This is a genomic window from Propioniciclava sp., from assembly GCF_036744435.1.
Classification (GTDB): domain Bacteria; phylum Actinomycetota; class Actinomycetes; order Propionibacteriales; family Propionibacteriaceae; genus Propioniciclava.
On sequence record NZ_DAIOIA010000023.1, the window covers coordinates 1 to 18,586 of the forward strand.

An 18,586-nucleotide genomic window follows, 5' to 3' on the forward strand; every position below is an offset into this window, starting at 1 on the left:
TGGGTATAGCTCAGCTGGTAGAGCACCTGGTTGTGGTCCAGGATGTCGCGGGTTCGAGTCCCGTTACTCACCCCAGCAGAAGCCCGCTCCGACGAAGTCACATAGTCGGGGCGGGTTTTCTCGTGCATGCCGCGCACTGTGGATTGCCGTGAAGGAGCCCAGCCTGGCACGCGACGCGCAGCACCGTGTTAAGAATTCTTGACACGCCGTCGGGACCGCCCTACGGTGGGAATGTCAATAACTCTTTACATCCGGGGGGCGTCATGACCTTCACCGAGCGGTACACCTGGGCGGGTCTTGCCCTGAGCGTCGTCACCTTCGTCACGTACTGGACGATCGTCCTCACACGAGCCCTCACCGACGACCGGCCTCTCGTCGAGGTCGCCTGGCAGGGACCCATGCTGTGGTGCCTCCTCCTCGGCGGTGGCCTCTACGGGGCGGTGATGCTGCTGCTGTGGCTGCGGGTTCGCGGGGAGGCCCACACCGACGAACGCGACCACGAGATCGAGCGGCACGCCTCCAGCACCGGCGGCGGGATCACCGGGCTCGCCGTCCTGGCCGGCCTGATCATGCTGGCCCTCGACGCGCCCCAATTCTGGACGGCGACGGTGCTCTTCGTCGGATCGTTCCTCGGCTCGCTGGCCAGCATCGGCGTCAGTCTGGCCACCCACCGCACGGGACTGTGATGGTCGGTCCCAAACCCACGCGGGTCACCAACCGCATCCGCGACCTCCGCACCCAGCTCAGCCTCACGCAAGCGGACCTGGCCGCCGCCCTCGGCGTCACCCGCCAAACGGTCATCGCCATCGAACAGGGACGCTACTCACCTTCGCTCGAGATGGCCTTCCAGATCGCCCACACGCTCGGCGTCCCGCTCGATGCCGTCTTCAGCTATCGCGGGGACGACACGAACTGACCCGCGCCACGCGACGCTAGCCGCCACCGGCGTCACGCCACCCACCAGGCCCGGCACCAGCCGGGGCCGTTGATCAGCACACCCTGAGGAGCTCTCATGCGCGCACTTCTTCACCCCGTCTACGGCGAGGCCGACACGCTGGCCGTCGGCGACGTCCCCACCCCCGTGCCGGGGAAGAACCAGGTGCTCGTCCAGGTCATCGCCGCATCGCTCAATGCGGCCGACGCGTTCGTCATGCGCGGGGTGCCCCGCATGGTGCGGGTCGGGAACGGGCTGCGCCGCCCGAGGCGGCGCCGACTAGGCATGGACTGCGCCGGCATCGTGACCCAGCTGGGCCCGGGAGCCACACGCTGGCGCGTGGGCGACGCGGTCTTTGGGCAAGGCCTCGCTACCATGGCGGAGTTCGCGCTCGCCGACGAGGACCGGCTCGCCTCCCTGCCCGAGGGCGTGTCCCACCAGGACGCTGCCACCCTCCCCGTCGCCGGCACCACCGCGCTGCGGGCGGTCGACGTGGCGAACGTGGCACCGGGCCAGCGAGTCTTGGTGACCGGCGTCGCGGGCGGGGTCGGTCAGTTCGCTGCTCAACTGGCAGCACTGCGCGGGGCCGAGGTCATCGGCGTGTGCTCCGGACGCAACGTAGAGCGCGTTCGCGCACTCGGGATCGCGAACGTCCTCGACTACGAGACCCAGAACCCCCTGGACACCACCACGAAGTACGACGTCGTCCTCGACAACGCAGGCGGGGTGCGCATCCGGGACTGGCGTTCCGTGGTCGTTCGCCACGGCGTCATCCTGCCGAACAGCGGGGTGAAGGGACCCGACGGGGGCGCCCTCATGCGCGTCGCCAAGGCCCAATGGCATGGGTTCATCGCACCGCAGCGCGTGCGGGTCTTCTCCGGAACCGTCACGACTCAGCAGCTCGACGAGTTGGGGAACCTGCTCGCCGCCCACCGCATCACACCTCTCGTGGACACGGTGTACCCCCTGGACCAGGCGACCGAGGCGCTCGCACGCGTGGCCACGCACCACGCCCGGGGCAAGGTCGTCGTCGCCGTCGCCCCCGAGGGGACGGCGACGAGGTGAGCGTCCGAGGCCGCCTGACCGGCTCGTCTGATCGCGAAGAGGTCATGCAGCCGAACACCGGGACGCCCTCGGTGAACGCTTCCTGGATCCGTGCGCCCCGGTCCCGTAGGAGGGCGATCGGAAAGGACCGTGAACCTGCCCATCCGCGATGAGCTCGTCCTGGGCACCCAGCCCGTTCCCGGAGACCAGGAGCGGCACCTGAGTGCGATCCTGCACGGCACGAAACGGCGACCGAAACCCCACCGGGTCGATCTGCGGGCGCCTGAGCGTTCCGACACGAGCACCAGAAACGGGCCGTCGTGACGCACACGCGGGCTCCACTGCGTAAGATCCAGGGGCCAGAGGACGAGAAGGTCGATGACGCCACCGCAGACCAGCGGACCGCCCTCGGCCCCCGCCCGAGGGCGTGGCCAACAGCAGTGGACGACGGACAGAGGTTGACACGCACCATGGGTGAGGGCAAGCGGTACCCCACGATCTACGACGTCGCCGAGCGCGCCAACGTGAGCATCGGGACGGTGTCGAAGGCATTGAACACTCCGGCGCGCGTCGCCGAGCCGACCCGCCGGCGCGTGCTGGACGCCGTGGCGGAGCTCAACTTCGTCCCGAAGGCCGCCGCTACCTCACGCGCCCGCAAGGGTGTGGGCCGGATCGGCGTCTTCGCCCCCTTCTCCTCGTTCGAGTCCTTCCACCAGCGACTCAACGGGGTGCTGCTCGCCACCTCGACGGCCGCCTCGGCCATCGAGGTCGTCGTGTTCGACGTGGAGTCCGCGGCGGAGTCGGCGCGGGCGCTGGAGAGCCTGCCGAGCCTGCGCTCCCTCGACGGCCTCATCATCATGTCGGTGCCCTTCGGGGAGAAGCCCGCTGCGGCCATGCGCCGGGCCCGCATGCCCGTGGTGCTGGTCGACCTCGAGGGTCACGGCTTCCCCTCAGTGACGACCGACGACAAGACGGGCGGAGCCCTGGCCGCCGATCGGCTCATCACCACCGGGCGTCGGCACCTCGCCTTCCTCGGACACAGCCAGGTGCAGCAAGACCATCTCTCCGCGTCGCTTCGCCGCTTCGACGGGTTCAGCCAGCGGGTCGCGGACCACGGCGTGGATCTCCCTCCGTCCCGCGTGCTCCTGGTGCCGCGAGGGTTCGACGCCACCGTCGCCGGCATCGAAGCGCTCCTGCGAGACCAGCCCGACATCGACGGCATCTTCGCTCACACCGACGAGCTCGCCGCCATTGCGCAGCTCGCGGTCCGCGCGGACGGACGCCGGGTGCCCGAGGACGTCGCCGTCATCGGCTTCGATGACGGATCCACCGCCGTCGCGGCCGATTTGACCACCGTCCGCCAGGAACTGCGCGAGAGCGGTCGCTGGGCCGCGGCCACGTTGCTGAACCTGCTCGCGGACCCCGACAGGGTCACCCCGTCCCTCACGCTTCCGGTCTCCCTCGTGCGCCGTGGCTCCGCGTAGCTAGCACCCCTCCGCCTGGTTGACACTCACCCACTCTCGCCCAAGGGTAAAAGTGCTTTCGAGCAAGATCTTTTTCCTCATCGACAATGGAGACGACATGAGACGCGTACTCACCGGAGCGATCGCAGCGGTCGCGGTGCTCGGCCTGGCTGCCTGCAGTTCGGGCGCCGGTTCGACACCGACGGCGACCACCTCGGCCAACACCCAGAACGCCGCCCTGATCAGCGCGGCCAAGGACGCCGCCACCAAGATCGCGGGCGGCCAGACCATCGGCGGCAAGGTGACCCTCCTGGGCGCCCTGGGCGGCGACCAACTCGACCAGTACCTCGCCGCGTTCAAGCCCTTCGAGGAGGCGACCGGCATCAAGGTCGAGTACGAAGGCACCCGCGACATGCTCTCGGTGCTCCAGACCCGCGTCCAGGGTGGTAACCCGCCCGACGTCGTGTCCAACCCGAGCCTGGGCCAGATGCGCCAGCTGATCAAGGACGGCAAGCTGCTGGCCCTCAACGACGTGGTCGATGTCGAACAGGTCAAGAAGGACTACGACTCCGGCCTCGTCGAGCTGGGCAGCCAGAACGGCACGCTGTACGGGCTCATGCAGACCTCCGCACTGAAGGGCATGGTCTACTACAACCCCGAGAAGTACCAGGGTCCGACCAACGCGGCAGACTGGAACGCCCTCAACACGTGGGCCACCCAGCAGGCAGACGCCGGCAACACCCCGTGGTGCCTCGGCGTCGAGAACGGCGCCGCCAGCGGCTGGATGTCCACCGACTGGATCGAGCAGTTCGTCCTGACCACCTACGGCACCGAGGTCTGGGACTCGTGGGCCAACGGTGAACTGTCCTGGAACTCACCTGAGATCCGCGCCGCGTTCGAGGCCTTCGGCAAGATCGCCACCGACACCAAGATGGTCAACGGCGGCCCCCGCGCCGTCGTGTCGACCGACTTCATCAAGGGCTCGCTGCCGCTGTGGGCAGACCCGCCTCGCTGCAGCCTCACGTTGCAGGCCGACTGGCTCGGCGCGACGGTCACCACGCAGGTGCCCGGCACCGTCGAAGGCAAGTCTGTGGACTTCTTCATGTTCCCGGCCGTCAACTCCGCCAACTCGGGGACCATCGAGACGAGCGGCGAGATGCTGGGCGCGTTCAACGACACCCCGCAGGTGCGCGCACTGATGGCCTACGCGGCCACCGAGCAGAGCCAGGCGCTCATTGCGACCACCGGTTCGTGGCTGTCGGCCAACAAGTCGGTGTCTCTCGACGTGTACCCCACCGACGCCCGCCGCAAGGCCGCGCAGGTCATCTCTGAGGCCAAGGCCGTGCGGTTCGACGCTTCCGATCTGATGCCGTCGTCGGTCACCCAGGCGTTCTGGTCCGGCACCCTGACCTACATCACCAGCCCTGACAAGCTCGACGAGGTGCTCGGCACCATCGAAGCCGCTCGCCTGGCTGCGCGCTGATCGGTTGCACCCATGCCCACAGTGGTTGTAGCGCTCCTCGCCGGCATCCTAGTGCCGATCGGGCTGATGCTCTACCTGCTCGCGGGGGAGGCGCTCCTCAAGCGCCTCCGCCCGCGCAGGGCCCGCAGCGCGCGCATTGCCTTGTGGCTCGCGCCTGCGGGCATCCTGCTCGGCGGGATGCTCATCTACCCCCTCATCCGAACCATCATCTTGAGCTTCCAAGGGGTCGACGGCTCCGGATTCGTCGGATTGTCCAACTATGTGCAGGCGTTCACCCGCTCTGACACCCTGATCGCGATCCGCAACAACCTGCTGTGGCTCGTGGTCTTCACCTCGTTCGTCACCGTCATCGGGATCGCGATCGCGACGCTCGGTGACCGCGTCAAGTACGAGAAGCTCGTGCGCACCATCATCGTGCTGCCGACGGCCATCTCGTTCGTCGGCGCCGGCGTCATCTGGAGTTTCGTGTACTCCTATGAGCCGCCCGGCCTCGAGCAGACGGGGACGCTCAACGCGATCTGGACCACGGTGTTCCCTGGCTCGGATCCTGTCGCATGGCTGGCCGACGAACGCACCGTCAACGGAGCCCTGATCTTCATCGGCATCTGGATGTCGGTCGGGATGGCCTCAGTGATCCTGTCGGCGGCCATCAAGGGCGTCCCCGGCGAGACCCTCGAAGCGGCGCGGATCGACGGCGCCTCGGAGTGGGCCATCTTCTTCCGCATCCTGCTGCCTCAGATCTCCACCACGGTCGTCATGGTGATCACGCTCATGGGGATCAACAGCCTCAAGGTCTTCGACATCATCTACGTGCTGACCAACGGGAACTACGGCTCCCAGGTGCTGGCCACCAGCATGTACTCGGAGCTGTTCGCCGCACAGAACTTCGGCACCGCCTCCGCGATCGCCGTCGTTCTCCTCCTTGCCACGGCCCCCATCATCGCCGTGAACATCCGATTCTTCCGAGAGGGGCGGTGAACACCGTGTCGAAGAATGGCTCCCGTTGGCTGCCCGCGCTGGGTAAGCACGCAGCCCTGATCCTGCTCATGGCGATCTGGATCGTGCCGGTCTTGTCACTGCTGATCAGCTCGTTCCGGCCCGCCTACGACATCACGAACTCGGGATGGTGGACGGCGATTCTCCCGCCGTACCAGTTCACGCTGGACAACTACGAGTCGGTCATGACGCGCAACGGCATCGGCCGCAACTTCCTCAACAGCGCCGCCATCACCATTCCTGTCACCCTCATCACCGTCGCGGTGGCCGCGGTCGCGGGCTACGTGTTCGGACGCTGGAAGTTCGCCGCTCGCGAGTGGCTGTTCGTCATCGTTCTCGCACTGCTCAGCGTCCCGCTCCAGATGACGCTGGTGCCCGTGCTCCAGATGTTCAGCAACCTCGGCATCGTGGGGACGTTCCCCGCTGTGTGGATCGCCCACGTCGGCTATGCGCTGCCGTTCTCCATCTATCTGCTGCGCAACTTCTTCGCGAACGTGCCCGAGGAACTGTTCGAGTCCGCCGCCATCGACGGCGCCTCGGAGATGCAGCTCTTCTTGCGGATCGCCGTCCCGCTCGCCGGCCCGGCCCTTGCGGCCGTCGCCGTGTTCCAGTTCATGTTCGTCTGGAACGACCTACTGGTCTCCCTGATCTATCTCGGCGGAAGCCCGGACGTCGCACCGCTGACCGTCGCGGTGTCGAACCTCGTGAACTCCCGCGGCGAAGGCTGGGAGGTCCTCACGGCGGCCGCCTTCATCCTGATGTCGGTCCCGATCATCGTCTTCTTCTCGCTGCAACGCTTCTTCGTGCGGGGCATGCTGGCCGGAGCGATCAAGTGAAAGAGGAATCGCGCGTGATCTTGAATGCACCCACCCAGGCCTGGCTGACGCGCATCGCCGCCCTCGGACGTCCCGAGTACGACGACTTCGCCACCGAACGCGAACGGCGCCTGGTGGAGAGCGCGCAGCTCAGCGACGGATTCGTCGGCGCGCTGCCCGGAGGCATCACGGTCCGGGAGCACCGCGTTGGAGACGGCCTCCTCGTGCGGGAAGTCCGCGGGCAAGCGGCCGACGGCCCTCTGCCCGCCTATCTCCTGCTCCACGGCGGCGCCTTTTGGCACGGGTCGGCTACCGAGTCGGTCAACATGGTGATCGCGGCGAACCGGGCCCTTCAGGCCGGCGTCGCGGTGTTCCTGGCCGACTACCGCCTGGCGCCCGAGTTTCCGTGCCCTGCGGCCATCGACGACACCATCGAGGTGCTCCGCTGGCTGCAGCAGGAGGCCGGCACCTTGGACCTGGATCCGTCCTGCCTCCTCCTGGGCGGCATCTCGGCAGGGGCGAACATCGCGACCGCCGCGGCCGCCCGGGTCACGGGCGAGGGCCTCATCGCGGGCCTCGTCTTGGAAGTACCGGCCGTCGATCTGCGACCGGACGGCTCCTGGGACGAACGTTTCGCGGCGATCAACGGCCTCGACTCCACCGAGGACATGACGCGGCTCTACGCGGGCGGGCTACCCGCCGACCACCCGGACATCTCCCCCGTCCTGGTCGACGTCACCGCCTTCCCGGCCACCCACATCGTGACCGCCGAATACGACCCCCTGCGCGGCGGTGGCGAGATCCTCGCCACGCGGCTGCGGGAGGCGGGCGTCCGGGTCACCGCCACCCGACACCTGGGTGCGCTGCACGGATCGCTCGGGCTGACTGGCGCCGACCCGATCGCCCAGGCGTGGCAGGACGACGTCAGTTCCGCTCTGCGGCGGCTCGTCGTCGCCACGGGCGCCTGAAACGGCTAGGGTCCCGGCTTCTCGCCGAGCCGGGACCCTGGCGCCACCCACCTCCCCTGGGGGCGCGACGCGGCACCAGGCGCCCTCACTCCCCGGAGGGCGTCCCGTCCTGCCCGGCGTCCCGCAGCAACAACGCGGCGACCTCCAGCCGCACCTGCTGCTTCCCCCTCGGCGCCTGGCTACAGCACAGCACGCTGGGTCGACATCCGGTCGCTTGATGTCGAGGCGGGACGGGCACCCGCAGGCAGGTGGGATCGCCAGGCGCACGCCACGACGAGGAGGCAGCAGATCGCCACGGCCACTCCCCCGGTGAACAGCGCCGGGTAGGAGACCTGCGCCGAGAGCACGGCCAAGACCGCGGGGATGAAGAAGCCGGTGTAAGCGATGGCGTAGTACACCGCCGTCAGCCCTGCCAGGTCGTCGGGGCCCGCGATGCGTTGGACCTCGCTGAGCCCCGCCACCAACGCCAGCCCGTAGCCGACGCCGAGGACACAGGCGGCCGCGAGGACCAGGGCCAGCGACAGCACGGTCGTCGCGAGGGCGGCCAGCCCCATCCCGGTCGCGAGGAAGACCATCGCGATCACGGAGGCGCGGGCGGAGTGCCGGGTGTCGATCACCTTGCCCAGAATCTGCGCCCCCACACCACAGGCGAGCGTCAACGCCGTGACGAGCGCCGACACGGCAATCGGCATGCCGGCCGCATGCTCACGCATCAGCCCCGGCAGAACGGCATACGCGCTTCCGACGCTGCCGAACACCCAGGGCGTCAACGGGACGACCACGCGCAGGAACCGCCGGTGCCCGATCGGCGGGACGCGGAGATCGTCGCGCAGCCGGGGCCTGGACCCCACCGGCTCGACGGCCCGCGTCTCCGGGACGCCGAGCAGCCAGACTCCCGTGACCAGCGTCAGGGCGATGTGGAGGACGTAGGTCGACGCGGTGGGCCACGGCCCCCATTGGGCGAGGGCCCCGGCGAGGCCCGCCCCCACCAGGAAGCCGACCGTCAGCGACATGGACGCCCGCCCGGGGCCTGCGTCCGGTCGACCCTCGAGCACCGAGAGTTCCTTGATCCAGGTCGTTCCGACCGCCATCACCAAGCCCAGAGCGGCTCCGCAGAACACGCGCCCGAGTGCGAGCAGCGCGGGTGAGTCGGGACCCAGGGCGAGGATGAGCGACCCCAGCAGGCTCAGCGGCGCGGCTGGGAGCATCAAGGGACGTCGGCCGTACCGGTCCGACAGGGGCCCGCCGGCCAGCAGGGCTGGAATGATCCCCACAACGTACGCGCCGAGGAGGACGTCGACGGTCACGGTCGAGAAGTGCGACACCTCCCGGTACATGACCAGCAGCGGGGTGAACTCGTTGCCGCCCCAGGCCACCGCGAACATGGACCCGCCGACCGCCAGCCACGCTCCCGCAAACGTTGAGGCATCGAGATCTCGCGGGGTCGCTGCCGCGGGCTGTGCCGGACCGGCTCCTGCGCTCGCGCGCACACCGCACTCGGTCGTCGTAGCGGCGGGTCTCGGCGCGCTCATCGCGCGTCCGTCTCGCCGGACGCGTGTGCGCGGTGCAGGTGCCGGCGCAGCGCAGTGGAGAACCCGACGGCGTCGCCTGCTTCGATGAGCGCGACCAGGTCGGTGTGCTCGGCCACGAAGCCGCGCCCGCGCGTCTCGTCAGCCAGCATGGAGAGGGCGATCATGCGTTGCTGCCGTTCGCGCAAGGTGACGTAGAAGTCGAGCAGCAGGCTGTTCGCGCCGGCGGTCACTAGTTCGAGGTGAAACTGGGAGTCCTGCAGCGTGTAGCCGTCGAGATCGCCGGCGTCCAGCGCCTCGATCTGCCGCGCGACGATGGCGGTGAGCCTGCGGGCCAGCGCCTGGCGGGCACCGGGGGTTCGCTCCAGCAGCGCCTCTACCGCGTGCGCCTCGAGGAGGAGCCGGGCCTCGACGACGGCCTCGGCCTCACCGGGCGCGACCGGCACGACGAGGGCTCCCCGTTTGGGGTAGAGCCGGAGCCAGCCTTCCGTCTCCAGCCGGAGGAAGGCCTCCCGGACGGGCGTCCTGCTGAGCCCGAGCTGACCGGCGATCTCGCCCTCGCTGAGCATCATGCCTGCTGGCAGTCCGCCCGTCAGAATGAGGCGCTTGGTGTGCTGGTAGGCGGTCTCGGCGGCCGCCGGACGGTCGGCCGTCCTAGAGGGATTCAACATAGACACAAGATGAGTCTAAGACCGGTCGTCCCGCACCTGCCGCCGCATCTCAGCCCCCCGAGCGAGGACAACCGGAGACCACATGCGTACGTACGTACATATAGTTGTAGGATGTGGGCATGCCCGACTACTTCCGTGACGACCCTCGCAGCCACCGGGAACGCATGCTCGCCGGCGACCTCTACATTGCCGACGACCCCGACAACGCCGCCCTCGCGCAGCGCGCCGTCCAGCTCGCCGACGCCTACCACCAAGCGTTCGTCGCTGACCCCGAGGCCGCCCGGGGCCTGCTGACGGAGCTGCTGGGGCATCTGGGGGAGGGTGCCGTCGTGAAACCCCCACTGTTCGTCGACTACGGCGAGAACATTCACATCGGCGCCCGAACGTTCATCAACTACCAGCTGACCGCCCTGGACCCCGTGTCCATCACCATCGGGCAGGACTGCCAGATCGGCCCCAACGTTCAGCTCCTGACCCCCACGCATCCGCTCGAACCACAGCCACGCCGCGACAAGCTGGAAGCCGCCGAACCCATCGTGATCGGCGACAACGTGTGGCTGGGCGGCGGGGTGATCGTCTGCCCCGGAGTCACCATCGGGGACAACAGCGTGGTCGGAGCCGGTGCCGTCGTCACCAAGGACGTGCCGCCGAACAGCCTCGCCGTCGGCAATCCAGCCCGCGTCATCCGGCAGCTCGACGCATGACCGGGCCTCACCCCACGACCCGGCGACCGCGGCGCAGCGACCCCGACCGTCGCGCCCGGATCCTCACCAGCGCGCTCGACGTGGTCGCGGAGGTCGGCGTCGCAGGGGTGAGCCACCGCCGCGTCGCCACCGCTGCCGACATCCCGCTCGGGTCCATGACCTACCACTTCATCGGCATGGATGCCCTCCTGGAAGAGGCGTTCACCGCCTTCGCCGACAGCGTCGCCACCCGCTTCGAGGCCCGGCTGGCGCCAGCCAGGACCATCGCCGAGGCGCGCTCCGCCGTCGTCGCGTTCATCGCCGAGGACGTCTTCGCCGATCCCCGCGAACTGGTCCTCACCCAGGAGCTCTACACGCTCGCGGCCCGCCGTCCCGACTTCCGGAGGATCACCACCGCGTGGATGTCGCGCAGCCGCGCCGCACTGGAGCGCCACTTCGACCCCGAGACCGCACGCATCCTGGATGCGCTGCTGGAGGGACTCACCCTCCACCGGGCCCTCGACAACCAGCCACGCAGCACCGAGGAGATCCTCACCACGGTGCTGCGGATCACCACTCCGGAGCAAGCATGACCAGCGTCGTGACGGTTCTGGGCGCCACGGGGACCACCGGGCGCCTGGTCGCTCAGCGCGTGCTGGAGGCCGGCCACGGCATCCGCCGCGCCTCCCGCACCAGCCCCGTGCGGTTCGACTGGGACGCCCCCACCACCTGGGCGCCGGCCGTTTCCGGGGCGACTGCGGTCTACCTCGTTCCCGACGAGCGCCCTGGCGGCGTCGCCCGGCTCACGTCCTTCCTGCGCATCTGCCGGGCGGCCGGGGTGGAGCGCGCGGTACTGCTGTCGGCGCGCGACTGGATCGACGCCGACCTGCCCGCCGGACACGAACGGGAAGCCGCCGTCGAGGCCAGCGGGCTGGCCTGGACGATCCTGCGTCCCGCCTGGTTCGCTCAGGACTTCCTCACCATGCAGTGCTTCGCCGCCGGGGTGCGAGCCGGACGCCTGCCCTACAACAGCGGGACGGGAGCCGTCGCGTTCGTCGACGCCGCGGACATCGCCGACGTCGCCGTCGCGGCACTCACCGCGCCGGGACACGCCGAACGTCGCTACGAGTTGAGCGGCCTGTCCCCGGTCACGATGCCGGCGGCCGCCCGGACACTGTCCGAGGCGCTGGAGCGCCCGGTCGAGGCCGTCCCGATGCGCATCGACGACTATGCCGCCCACCTGAGGGAACTCGGGTACGACGACGCGGGCGTCCACGCCATGGTGTTCTTCTCCCGCGCAGCGCGCGCCGGAGAGTTGAGTTATCTGTCGTCCGGGACGCTGGAGGCACTGGGGCGCCCCGCCCGGTCGTTCGCCGAGTTCGTGACCGGGGCCGCGCGTTCCCCTTCCTGGCGGCCGCGACGACGATGAGCCTCAGGCAGGCGTGCGCTGGATCTTCGCCAACGCCTTACCGCGGGCCAGCTCGTCGACCACCTTGTCCATGACGCGGATCGTGCGCATCAGCGGGTCCTCGATCTCCTCGACCCGGTGACCGCAGATGACACCGGTCACGAGATCCGCCCCTGGATTGAGGGCGGGTGCCTGCGCGAAGAACTCCTCCAGGGTGCGCTCATCGGCCAGGGTCGCGGCGAGTCCGGCCGCGTCATAGCCGGTGAGCCACCCGAGCAGGTCGTCCAACTCGGCCTGCGAACGTCCCTTCTTGGTCACTTTGGTGACGTAGTGGGGGTAGATGCTGGCGAAGCTGACCCCGAAGATCCGGTGACCGGCCACGCGTCCTCCTCGTATCGTCGGCACCGCGGGCCTGCCCGCGAGATGCGCTCCAGCCTGGCGCCTGAGCCGCGGCTGTTCAAGCCCGGCGCACCCACCGGGCGCGAACCCGCCCGGCCACGCCCTCGCAGGACCAGCCCTCACAAGACCAGCGCGAGGGTCCCGGCGACGATGAGGGCCAATCCGATGCCCGCCCGCAGCGAGAGTCGCTCACCGAACACCAGAGCACCGAAGCCGATCGACACCAGGATGCTCAGCTTGTCCAGGGGCACCACGACGCTGGCGGGACCCTCCTGCAACGCCCGGTAGTAGCACAGCCACGACAGCCCCGTCGTCACGCCGGAGAGCACCAGGAACAGCCAACTGCGACCGTCGATGCCGCGGATCGCTCGCTGCTTGCCGGTCACCAACACGACCAGCCAGGCCATGAGCAGCACGACGCCCGTGCGGATCGCCGTTCCCAGCGTCGACTCCACCCCCTCGATGCCGACCTTCCCGAGGATCGCGGTCAGCGCCGCGAACAGTGCCGACCCTCCCGCATAGAGCAGCCACATCCAGCCTCCCGCAGGTCGGAGTGGCTCCCCCGCGTCCGCCCGGGCATGAGCGCGACGTTCGATCATCAGGTACGTGCCGAGTGCGATGAACACCATGGCCGCGACCACCAGCGCGTTGACCCGCTCCCCCAGGAACACGACAGCCAGCAGCATGGTGAGCACGGTGCTGGTCTTGTCGACGGGCACCACCTTGTTGACATCGCCGATCTGCAGAGCTCGGAAATAGCACAGCCAGGAGGCGCCGGTCGCGAGGCCGGAGAGTATGAGGAACAGCCAGGTGCGGCCATCGATCTGCCCGATCGTCGGCGCCGAGCCGACCATGAAGACGAGCGCCCAGGCCAGCACGAGCACCACGGCCGAGCGCAGTGCGGTGGCCAGGTTCGAGTCGACGTCACGGATGCCCAGCTTGGCCAGCACGGCCGTCACCCCCGCGAACAGTGCCGACCCCACGGCGAAGGCCATCCACATCGGTTCCCAGCTCCCTCGGTCTCCTGCCGTCGCCGGGATGGTTCCGCCCAGGGGGCCGCGGTGAGTCTACGTCGACGAGGATGCCTCCGAGCAGCGGTTGCCACGGCGGCGCCTCACTACACGGGGGTCCCCAGCCGATAGCCGACGCCGTGCACGGTCGCGATCAGGTCGCGTTCGGTCTTGCGGCGGACGTAATGCACATAGGTGTCCACGACACCCACCCGGTCTCCGGGATCGAAGACGGCGGCCAGCAGCTGTGCCCGCGTGAACGAGGCGTCCGGGGCAGCGGCCAGGACGGCCAGCAGCGCGGCCTCCTTGCCGGTGAGCTGGATCCGTCCCGCATAGGGCGACTCCACCACTCCCAGCCCGGGGAAGAAGGTCCAGCTCCCGACGCTCACGGCGTCCCGGGGGGCGGTGTAGTCCCGGGTGAGGGCGCGGATCCGGGCGTTGAGCTCGTCGAACTCGAACGGTTTGACGAGGTAATCGTTGGCCCCGGCATCCAGGCCTTCGACCTTGTCGGCGGTGGTGCCCAGCGCCGTGAGCAGGAGCACGGGGGTGGCATCGGCTCGGCGCCGCATCCACGCGACCAGGGCGGTTCCGTCCCCATCGGGCAGGCGACGATCGACGACGGCGGCCGCGAACAGCCCGTTCACCAGCAGGGCCCGCGCTCCCGCCAGATCGGACACCCAGGTGACGTCCCAGTCCAGCCCCAGCACCTCGACCATGATCGGGCCGAGGCGAGGGTCGTCCTCGACGATCAGCAGCGCGCTGCGATCACTCCCCATCGAACGGCTCCGGGGCGGGCGCCGACGCGGGCAGCGTCAGGCGAAAGATGGTGCCCTCGGGGCCGGTGCGCAGCACGGCGATCGCGCCGCCCCGCTCACTCAGGACGTCGCTGACCAACGCCAGCCCGATCCCGTGCGAGCTCGACGCGGCGGCCCCCAGGGGAGGGACGCCTCGGGCGAACCTCTCGAACACCCGCTCGGGCGCGATCCCGCGGATGCCGGGGCCACGGTCGGCGACATCGACCTCGACGACGTCACGACGGACCCGCGGCGTCACGCTCACCGACTTGCCTGCGGGGCTGTGCCGCACCGCGTTGTCGATCACGGCGGTGAGGACCCGCCGCACCGCCACCTCCGACAAGGCGACCCAGGCCTGCGGCGAGGAGGCCAGCACGATCCGGACGCCCGTGGCGTCCGCGCTCACCGCCAGCCCCTCGACCACCTCGGCCGCGACCGTCCCGACGTCACAGTGGCCCGCTGTCGCCTCGCCCGACGTGGCGGACGCGAGCAGTTCATCGACCAGGTGCGACATCACCGCCACGTCGGCCCGCAGATCGGCGGCCACCGCGCTGAGTCGGACGTCCCCCGCCGTCATCAGGGACAGATGCTGGGCGCGGGCGCTCAGGACCGCCAGCGGCGTGCGCAGTTCGTGGCTGGCGTCGCTGACGAATCGGCGCTGGCGCCGCAGCGCCTCAGCGAGCGGCTCGGTGGCCCGGCGCGCCGACCACACCGCGGTCACCCCGGAGGCGGCGATCGCGCTCACCCCCAGCACCAGGCCCGCGACGGCCACGTCGCCCGGTTCCAGGGAGACCAGCAGGCCACCTTCGCGTGGCCGGTCCGCCCCGGCGCCGAGACGCCACCCCAGGTAGGCGAACAGCAGCGTCGCCCCGATCAGGATCATCGCGGCGCTCAGCACGGCCACCTGGACGCCGACACGCCGGGCCGCCTGGGCGAAGACGACCTGGTCGGGATCGTGACCGCCGGCCACCTCCTCAGCGGTGTGCCCGCCCTGCGTCGAAGGCTCACACGGAAATCTTAGGAGGTTCTGAGGAGGGACCGTTCACACTGGAAGGCGGGCAGAAACCGAACCCGCCCACAAGGAGACGACATGGACATCATGGGATGGCTGGGCAACCTCACCAACGCGAGCGCTCTGCTGGCGTCGTTTGGACCCTGGGTGCTCGTCGGAATGGGCATCGTCGTGTTCATCGAATCCGGTCTGCTCTTTCCCTTTCTGCCGGGCGATTCGCTGCTGGTGACCGCCGCCATCCTCCGCGGCTCCCTCGGCATCACGGGGTGGCAGATCCTGCTGGTCGCCATCGCGGCCGCGATCGCCGGCGACCAGGCGGGGTTCTGGCTGGGGCGGCGGTTCGGGCGGGGCTTGTTCAAGCCGAACGCGCGCGTGCTGCGCACCGACCGCCTCGAGGCCGCGGAGGCGTTCTTCGACCGGCACGGGCCGATGGCGCTCGTGCTCGGGCGGTTCGTCCCCATCGTCCGCACCTACGTGCCGCTCGTGGCGGGCACCGCCAACATGCGCTATCGGCACTTCGCCTTGTGGAACATCCTCGGTGCCCTCTGCTGGGTGGTGGCCATGACGCTGGTCGGTGTCCTGCTGGGAGGCATCCCGGGTATCGCGCACAACATCGAGGCGATCATGCTGGTCATCGTGGGCATCTCCGTGGCCCCGCTGGTCGTCTCCACGGTCCGCTCGCGATGGGCCGCACGCCGAGCCGCCCAGGCCGAGCAGGCGTGAACGCCGCCCGGACGCAATCAACCTATGAGGAGATAGAGGCATGAAGATCATCACCGTCCACGGGTCGGGTTTGGGCACGTCGATCCTGCTTCAGCTCACCGCGCAGACCGCGCTGCAGCGGCTGCACGTCGACGCCACCGTCGAGGCGCTGGCCCGGGTGTCGGTCCACGGCTTCCTCCCGGACGCCGATCTCCTGCTGGTCAGCCCCGAACTCGCCGGGGGCCTCGCCAGAGCCGCGTCCATCGTGCGACCGGTGCACGATCCCCTCGACCTTGCCGAGGTGGCCAGGCAGATCTCGATAGGGCTAGGTCAGCGTTCCCCCTCGACGCGTTCGCCGCTCGTGCCGGTGTAGAGCGCACCCGCCTGTCGCCGGGTGAGAGGCGACACGGCAGAAAGGGTGTTCTTCAACGTCGGGGTAGGCTGACCGCCACAGCGTGGCACCTGGACCAATATCTCGACATTTAAGGCTCACCCATGATCGAGCTGACCGGCGTGACCAAGACCTACCCCGACGGCACCGTTGCGGTGGACGACTTCAGCGCCCAGTTCCCACCCCACAAGACCACCGTCCTCCTCGGTTCCTCCGGCAGCGGCAAGACGACGATCCTGCGGATGGTGAACCGCATGGTCGACGCCTCCGCGGGCACCATCACCATCGACGGCGAGGACATCGCCGGACGCGATCCGGTGAAGCTGCGCCGCAGCATCGGCTACGTGATGCAGAACGGCGGGCTGCTCCCCCACCGCAGTGTGCTGGACAACATCGCGACCGTCCCGCTGTTGAACGGCGTCGGCAAGGCCGCCGCACACAGCCGGGCGCGTGACCTCATGGACCTGGTGGGACTGGACGAGAAGCTGGCCCGGCGCTTCCCCGCTCAGCTCTCCGGCGGCCAGCAACAGCGCGTCGGCGTCGCTCGCGGACTGGCGGCCGACCCGAACATCCTCCTCATGGACGAACCGTTCGGGGCCGTCGATCCGCTGGTCCGTGCCGAACTCCAAGACGAACTGCTGCGCATCCAGCACACGCTGGCCAAGACCATCGTGTTCGTCACCCACGATGTGGACGAGGCCCTGCGGCTCGGCGATCAGATCATCCTGCTGGCCGACGGGGGCCACGTCGCCCAGCGCGGCACGGGTCCCGATCTGCTGGGCGCCCCGGCCAGCGCGTTCGTGGCCGACTTCCTCGGCCTCGACCGTGGCTCCCGGGCACTGTTCGACCGTGACGGCGTCCTGGTCGACGCATTCGGTCGCGCCGCTGGCGTCCTGACCCAGGACGCGCCCGCGTGAACTGGCTGCTCAACAATCTCGGGGTGGTGGGCGACTACCTGCTCAGCCATCTCGGGCTCGCGCTGCCGCCGATCGTGGCGAGCTTCATCCTGGCCATCCCGCTCGGCTGGCTGGCCAACCGTTTCGGCTGGCTGCGCACGCCGCTGCTGACCGGGGCCGGGCTCACCTATGCGATCCCCTCGCTGCCGCTGTTCATCGTGCTGCCGATCATCCTCGGCACATCCGCCCGGGACCCGCTCAACATCGTCGTGGCCCTCACCTTGTACGGGCTCGCTCTGATGGTGCCCTTGACCGCCGACGGCCTGCGCCAGGTCAACCCCGCCGCCCTGGACGCCGCGAAGGCGATGGGATATCCGCCCGTGCGGCGATTCCTCACCGTGGAGCTGCCCCTCGCCGGGCCGACGCTGCTGGCTGGCCTGCGGGTGGTCGCGGTGAGCACCGTGTCGCTGGTGACCGTGGGCGCCGTGCTCGGCATCCCCAGCCTCGGGCTGCTGTTCACCGACGGCTTCCAGCGGGGGATCCTCGCCGAGATCATCACCGGCATCCTCCTCACCGTCGCGGTGGCGCTCGTCCTGGACGCCGTCCTGGTTCTGGCGGGACGCCTGCTGCTGCCGTGGACGCGTCCTGTCCGCGTCGTGTCAGACGTCCACCCGGCTCACGAGGAGGTGCCCGCATGAACTACCTGGTGGAGGCGTTCGCCTGGCTGGCCGATCCCTCCCGTTGGCCCGGGCCGAACGGGATCGGGCTACGGCTCGGCGAGCACATCGCCTACTCCTTCGCCGGCGTCCTGCTCGCGTGCCTCGTGGCGATCCCGGCCGGCTGGTGGGTGGGCCACACCGGCCGGCTGCGCGGCCTGGCCGTCAGCCTGTCCGGCGGCGCCCGCGCCCTGCCCACCCTCGGGCTGGTCACCCTGCTGGGGATCCTGTTCGGAATCGGGCTGGTCGGCCCGATGGTCGCCTTCGTCGTTCTGGCGTTGCCCTCGGTGCTGGCCGGCGCCTACTCGGGGGTCGAGTCGGCCGACCGACAAGCCGTCGACGGCGCACGCGCCTCGGGGATGACCGAGCTGCAGGTCCTGCTCCGCGTCGAGGTCCCGCTGGGACTCCCGCTCCTGGTGGGCGGCATCCGGTCGGCGTTTCTGCAGGTGATCGCCACCGCCACGCTGGCCGCCTACGTCGGGGCGGGCGGGCTGGGCCGGTTCCTGTTCCTCGGGCTGAAGACCCAGGACTACGCGCAGATGCTGGCCGCCTCCTTGTTGGTCGTGGCGCTCGCCCTCGTCGTCGACGTGGCCTTCGCGACGATCCAGCGCCTCGCCTCTCCCGCCCGTTTCCGCTGAGCTTTCATCCATCGACTGAGCTTTCATCCATCGA

At 69.5% G+C, this 18,586-nt stretch carries 22 protein-coding genes; 16 read left to right on the forward strand and 6 right to left on the reverse strand.

All coding sequences use genetic code 11. The features are described 5' to 3' along the window. The first annotated feature begins 263 nt into the window (after positions 1-263). The 8 genes from V7E09_RS04705 (at position 264) to V7E09_RS04740 (ending at position 7,703) form a co-directional block, all read left to right on the forward strand. Positions 264-686: a hypothetical protein gene (locus tag V7E09_RS04705; protein WP_324511645.1), complete on the forward strand. Its 423-nt coding sequence runs from the start codon at positions 264-266 to the stop codon at positions 684-686. Next, positions 686-916 (forward strand): helix-turn-helix transcriptional regulator, encoded by a 231-nt coding sequence (locus V7E09_RS04710; protein WP_324511646.1) that lies wholly within the window; start codon positions 686-688, stop codon positions 914-916. Before V7E09_RS04705 ends, V7E09_RS04710 begins: the two co-directional genes overlap by 1 nt. A 96-nt stretch (positions 917-1,012) precedes the next feature. Continuing rightward, the gene (locus V7E09_RS04715) at positions 1,013-1,999 is read left to right on the forward strand and encodes an NAD(P)-dependent alcohol dehydrogenase (RefSeq protein ID WP_324511647.1); all 987 of its coding nucleotides are present in this window, start codon (positions 1,013-1,015) and stop codon (positions 1,997-1,999) included. 449 nt (positions 2,000-2,448) lie between these two features. Beyond that, the gene (locus tag V7E09_RS04720) at positions 2,449-3,462 is read left to right on the forward strand and encodes a LacI family DNA-binding transcriptional regulator (RefSeq protein ID WP_324523083.1); all 1,014 of its coding nucleotides are present in this window, start codon (positions 2,449-2,451) and stop codon (positions 3,460-3,462) included. A gap of 97 nt (positions 3,463-3,559) precedes the next feature. After that, positions 3,560-4,924, forward strand: a complete 1,365-nt coding sequence (locus V7E09_RS04725; protein WP_324523084.1) for an ABC transporter substrate-binding protein — start codon at positions 3,560-3,562, stop codon at positions 4,922-4,924. Between the two features lie 12 nt (positions 4,925-4,936). Further along, positions 4,937-5,902, forward strand: coding sequence for a carbohydrate ABC transporter permease (locus tag V7E09_RS04730; RefSeq protein WP_324511650.1), 966 nt, complete (start codon positions 4,937-4,939; stop codon positions 5,900-5,902). Between the two features lie 5 nt (positions 5,903-5,907). Further along, entirely contained in the window at positions 5,908-6,756 is an 849-nt protein-coding gene (locus tag V7E09_RS04735; protein WP_324523085.1) for a carbohydrate ABC transporter permease, read from the forward strand. A 14-nt stretch (positions 6,757-6,770) separates the two neighbouring features. Further along, the gene (locus V7E09_RS04740) at positions 6,771-7,703 is read left to right on the forward strand and encodes an alpha/beta hydrolase fold domain-containing protein (protein WP_324511652.1); all 933 of its coding nucleotides are present in this window, start codon (positions 6,771-6,773) and stop codon (positions 7,701-7,703) included. Between the two features lie 179 nt (positions 7,704-7,882). Here the strand turns inward: V7E09_RS04740 and V7E09_RS04745 are convergent, their stop codons facing one another. Then, on the reverse strand, positions 7,883-9,088 hold the full coding sequence (locus tag V7E09_RS04745) for an MFS transporter (protein ID WP_324523086.1): 1,206 nt from the start codon (positions 9,086-9,088) through the stop codon (positions 7,883-7,885). 143 nt (positions 9,089-9,231) lie between these two features. Next, positions 9,232-9,903, reverse strand: coding sequence for a GntR family transcriptional regulator (locus V7E09_RS04750; RefSeq protein WP_324511654.1), 672 nt, complete (start codon positions 9,901-9,903; stop codon positions 9,232-9,234). Between the two features lie 119 nt (positions 9,904-10,022). On the opposite strand from V7E09_RS04750, the gene V7E09_RS04755 reads away from it, so the two are divergent. From V7E09_RS04755 to V7E09_RS04765, 3 genes are read left to right on the forward strand one after another with little or no spacing between them, the layout of a single operon-like run. Then, positions 10,023-10,607 (forward strand): sugar O-acetyltransferase, encoded by a 585-nt coding sequence (locus V7E09_RS04755; protein ID WP_324511655.1) that lies wholly within the window; start codon positions 10,023-10,025, stop codon positions 10,605-10,607. Then, positions 10,604-11,179: a TetR/AcrR family transcriptional regulator gene (locus V7E09_RS04760; RefSeq protein ID WP_324511656.1), complete on the forward strand. Its 576-nt coding sequence runs from the start codon at positions 10,604-10,606 to the stop codon at positions 11,177-11,179. Before V7E09_RS04755 ends, V7E09_RS04760 begins: the two co-directional genes overlap by 4 nt. Beyond that, positions 11,176-12,015, forward strand: a complete 840-nt coding sequence (locus tag V7E09_RS04765) for an NAD(P)H-binding protein (protein ID WP_324511657.1) — start codon at positions 11,176-11,178, stop codon at positions 12,013-12,015. The genes V7E09_RS04760 and V7E09_RS04765 overlap by 4 nt, the downstream gene beginning before the upstream one ends. Before the next feature lie 3 nt (positions 12,016-12,018). Here the strand turns inward: V7E09_RS04765 and V7E09_RS04770 are convergent, their stop codons facing one another. From V7E09_RS04770 to V7E09_RS04785, 4 genes are all read right to left on the reverse strand, one after another. Next, the gene (locus V7E09_RS04770; protein WP_324511658.1) at positions 12,019-12,375 is read right to left on the reverse strand and encodes a DUF2200 domain-containing protein; all 357 of its coding nucleotides are present in this window, start codon (positions 12,373-12,375) and stop codon (positions 12,019-12,021) included. 137 nt (positions 12,376-12,512) lie between these two features. Then, positions 12,513-13,388 carry an EamA family transporter gene (locus V7E09_RS04775; RefSeq protein ID WP_324511659.1) on the reverse strand — a complete coding sequence of 292 codons (876 nt, stop codon included), beginning with the start codon at positions 13,386-13,388 and terminating at the stop codon, positions 12,513-12,515. 122 nt (positions 13,389-13,510) lie between these two features. Then, positions 13,511-14,179, reverse strand: coding sequence for a response regulator transcription factor (locus V7E09_RS04780; RefSeq protein WP_324511660.1), 669 nt, complete (start codon positions 14,177-14,179; stop codon positions 13,511-13,513). Continuing rightward, positions 14,169-15,167: a sensor histidine kinase gene (locus V7E09_RS04785; RefSeq protein WP_324511661.1), complete on the reverse strand. Its 999-nt coding sequence runs from the start codon at positions 15,165-15,167 to the stop codon at positions 14,169-14,171. Before V7E09_RS04785 ends, V7E09_RS04780 begins: the two co-directional genes overlap by 11 nt. 120 nt (positions 15,168-15,287) lie before the next feature. On the opposite strand from V7E09_RS04785, the gene V7E09_RS04790 reads away from it, so the two are divergent. The 5 genes from V7E09_RS04790 to V7E09_RS04810 all read left to right on the forward strand — a co-directional run bounded on the left by V7E09_RS04790 (position 15,288) and on the right by V7E09_RS04810 (position 18,552). After that, entirely contained in the window at positions 15,288-15,932 is a 645-nt protein-coding gene (locus V7E09_RS04790) for a DedA family protein (protein WP_324511662.1), read from the forward strand. Between the two features lie 40 nt (positions 15,933-15,972). Continuing rightward, positions 15,973-16,284, forward strand: coding sequence for a PTS sugar transporter subunit IIB (locus V7E09_RS04795; RefSeq protein WP_324511663.1), 312 nt, complete (start codon positions 15,973-15,975; stop codon positions 16,282-16,284). Positions 16,285-16,406: 122 nt separating this feature from the next. Next, positions 16,407-17,219 carry an ABC transporter ATP-binding protein gene (locus V7E09_RS04800; protein WP_324511664.1) on the forward strand — a complete coding sequence of 271 codons (813 nt, stop codon included), beginning with the start codon at positions 16,407-16,409 and terminating at the stop codon, positions 17,217-17,219. Further along, positions 17,216-17,896 carry an ABC transporter permease gene (locus V7E09_RS04805; protein WP_324511665.1) on the forward strand — a complete coding sequence of 227 codons (681 nt, stop codon included), beginning with the start codon at positions 17,216-17,218 and terminating at the stop codon, positions 17,894-17,896. The genes V7E09_RS04800 and V7E09_RS04805 overlap by 4 nt, the downstream gene beginning before the upstream one ends. Beyond that, complete coding sequence (locus V7E09_RS04810) at positions 17,893-18,552, forward strand: ABC transporter permease (RefSeq protein WP_324511666.1); 660 nt, start codon at positions 17,893-17,895, stop codon at positions 18,550-18,552. The genes V7E09_RS04805 and V7E09_RS04810 overlap by 4 nt, the downstream gene beginning before the upstream one ends. Positions 18,553-18,586: the final 34 nt, after the last annotated feature.

Bases quoted from the DNA above. Each gene is read 5' to 3' on its own strand.
- V7E09_RS04790 (WP_324511662.1), top strand. From the start codon at position 15,288: ATGGACATCATGGGATGGCTGGGCAACCTCACCAACGCGAGCGCTCTG.
- V7E09_RS04755 (WP_324511655.1), top strand. From the start codon at position 10,023: ATGCCCGACTACTTCCGTGACGACCCTCGCAGCCACCGGGAACGCATG.
- V7E09_RS04730 (WP_324511650.1), top strand. From the start codon at position 4,937: ATGCCCACAGTGGTTGTAGCGCTCCTCGCCGGCATCCTAGTGCCGATC.
- V7E09_RS04795 (WP_324511663.1), top strand. From the start codon at position 15,973: ATGAAGATCATCACCGTCCACGGGTCGGGTTTGGGCACGTCGATCCTG.
- V7E09_RS04715 (WP_324511647.1), top strand. From the start codon at position 1,013: ATGCGCGCACTTCTTCACCCCGTCTACGGCGAGGCCGACACGCTGGCC.
- V7E09_RS04760 (WP_324511656.1), top strand. From the start codon at position 10,604: ATGACCGGGCCTCACCCCACGACCCGGCGACCGCGGCGCAGCGACCCC.
- V7E09_RS04800 (WP_324511664.1), top strand. From the start codon at position 16,407: ATGATCGAGCTGACCGGCGTGACCAAGACCTACCCCGACGGCACCGTT.
- V7E09_RS04710 (WP_324511646.1), top strand. From the start codon at position 686: ATGGTCGGTCCCAAACCCACGCGGGTCACCAACCGCATCCGCGACCTC.
- V7E09_RS04745 (WP_324523086.1), bottom strand. From the start codon at position 9,088: ATGTTCGCGGTGGCCTGGGGCGGCAACGAGTTCACCCCGCTGCTGGTC.
- V7E09_RS04765 (WP_324511657.1), top strand. From the start codon at position 11,176: ATGACCAGCGTCGTGACGGTTCTGGGCGCCACGGGGACCACCGGGCGC.
- V7E09_RS04720 (WP_324523083.1), top strand. From the start codon at position 2,449: ATGGGTGAGGGCAAGCGGTACCCCACGATCTACGACGTCGCCGAGCGC.
- V7E09_RS04775 (WP_324511659.1), bottom strand. From the start codon at position 13,388: ATGGCCTTCGCCGTGGGGTCGGCACTGTTCGCGGGGGTGACGGCCGTG.
- V7E09_RS04810 (WP_324511666.1), top strand. From the start codon at position 17,893: ATGAACTACCTGGTGGAGGCGTTCGCCTGGCTGGCCGATCCCTCCCGT.
- V7E09_RS04750 (WP_324511654.1), bottom strand. From the start codon at position 9,903: ATGTTGAATCCCTCTAGGACGGCCGACCGTCCGGCGGCCGCCGAGACC.
- V7E09_RS04705 (WP_324511645.1), top strand. From the start codon at position 264: ATGACCTTCACCGAGCGGTACACCTGGGCGGGTCTTGCCCTGAGCGTC.
- V7E09_RS04725 (WP_324523084.1), top strand. From the start codon at position 3,560: ATGAGACGCGTACTCACCGGAGCGATCGCAGCGGTCGCGGTGCTCGGC.
- V7E09_RS04780 (WP_324511660.1), bottom strand. From the start codon at position 14,179: ATGGGGAGTGATCGCAGCGCGCTGCTGATCGTCGAGGACGACCCTCGC.